Annotated in this window: 1 protein-coding gene; it reads left to right on the forward strand. The window is 45.1% G+C overall.

The window, feature by feature from the left end:
- Positions 1-1,763 (forward strand): WD40 repeat domain-containing protein (locus KDK16_RS08725; RefSeq protein ID WP_257275637.1); only part of this gene is annotated, 1,763 nt, incomplete at its 5' end.
- Positions 1,764-2,122 lie beyond the last annotated feature (359 nt).

Here is a 2,122-nt window from a genome sequence, read left to right on the forward strand (position 1 = left end):
CGGATCAAGCTCGATCAGAAAGAACCAGTGGTACCGCTATGGGCAGGAACGTCATTGTGCGTGACAAGAAAGAGCTTTCATTATTGCTCGATTTACCACTGGAAATACAATCCAAAATTTATTCCTATTTGCAGGCTCATGATATTACCCGTTTAACACGGGTAAATTCATACATGAACAGTACAATCAAAAACGATACTTCAATAGCAAGGGCCTGGTATCGCCAATTTCCTTCATCACAGCAGGCTCTGATGGAGACAATCGTCACTGCAAAAGATAAAGATCAACTCGAGGATTGGTTGAGGCGCTTTACAAAGGATGAGGCATTAATCAAGTCAATCATGGATTGCCAAACGAGTGTTTATTTTCCTGCGCTGTTCTTTTCCTCTATCACTAAACTGATGTCTGAATGTAAAACATTTAAATTGGAGACAAAAGCCACTCTCCCCATCTTTGCTACACGGAACTTGCACACCACTGCTACAAAGAAATTGGCAAGCTTCGGCCTCGATAGTCGCCATATTTTGATCGTCAGTGACAATAAAACGTTGAAAATCTATTGCTGTGAATCATGGACAGTAAAAGCCACTATTTCCCATGATAACAGTATCAATGAGGCCACCTTCAGTGCCAGTGGCCGCCATGTGGTGACCGCAAGTAACGATAAAACCGCAAAAATTTATGCTCTGAAGACCGATGGATCATGGGAAGAAAAAGCCACTATTACCCATGATGAGACAGTCTCCTCAGCTACCTTCAGCGCCGATGAGCGCTATGTGGTGACCGCCAGTAGAGATGGCAAGGCGAAGATCTATGGCAAGCAAGACGATGAGTCATGGGTAGAAAAAGTCATTATTTCCCATGATAGACCTGTCAAATCAGCCACCCTCAGCGCCGATGATCGCTATTTATTGACTGCCTGTATGGATGGCAAGGCGAGAATTTATAGCATAGAGGACGATGGGTCATGGGAAGAACAAGCCATGATTTCCCATAATAAACCTATCTACTCAGCCACCTTCAGCACCGATAACCACCATGTGGTGACCGCCAGCTTCGATCAGGCGAAAATCTATAGCCTGGAGACCGATGGATTATGGGAAGAAAAAGCGATCATTACCCATGAGGATCTGCTCTTCTCAGCGACATTCAGCGCCGATAACCGCCATTTGGTGACCGCCAGTGTGGATGGCAGGGCGATAATCTATGGCAGGAAGGACGACGGATCATGGGAAGTAAAAACCACTATTTCCCATAATAATAATCTGGTCTTCTCAGCCACCTTCAGCCCCGATAGCCGCTTTGTGATCACTCACGGTCGCGATGAAAAGTCGAGAATCTATGGCCAGAAGGACGATGGATCATGGGAAAAAAAAACGACCATTTCCTATTATTTTGCGGGCATTAAATCAGTCACCTTTAGCGCCGATAGCCGCAATGTGATCATCCACAGTGGAGATAAAAATTTGAACATCTATGGCCAGAAGGACAATGGTTCCTGGGGAAAAAAAGCGACCATCTCCCATGTTTTTGGTGTCGCATTAGCAGCCTTTAGCGTCGATGGCCGCCATATGGTCACAGCCAGAGGAGACGATAATAAGGCAAAAGTTTATGGCCAGCTACGTGATGGATCGTGGCAAAAAAAAGCCACCATTTACCATCATTGTGTGATCAAATCAGCCGCTTTCAGTCCCGATGGCCATGTGTTTACCATACACGACGATAATACGGCGAAAATCACTGAACTAAGGATGGATGACTGATTATTTGCTGTCACTTATTAGCCCGGGCCCACATTATTCTTTCTCATCACCTGCTCGGCATAATAACTCGAGCACACCAGGGCCCCGGCGAGCCACTTAACGTCCAATGGGTAAATGGTTTTTGGTGGGCTGCAGTTACTGATCCGGAAGGGCCATTCTGCATGTGTTGAAAGACAGCATTGATCATTTTCCCGGATCAAAGTCCTGCCTTCTTGTTAGTTACGATTAGATCAATATTGTGAACTTTCATACTAAAACCGAGTCTAATTCGCAGAATCAATTTTGAATATCCCTGCCAACCGGGGGAAAACAACAACTTTTAAGAAACGAACCATGGACTGCATAAATAACCATTCCTG

It is taken from the genome of Endozoicomonas sp. SESOKO4 (assembly GCF_024606275.1).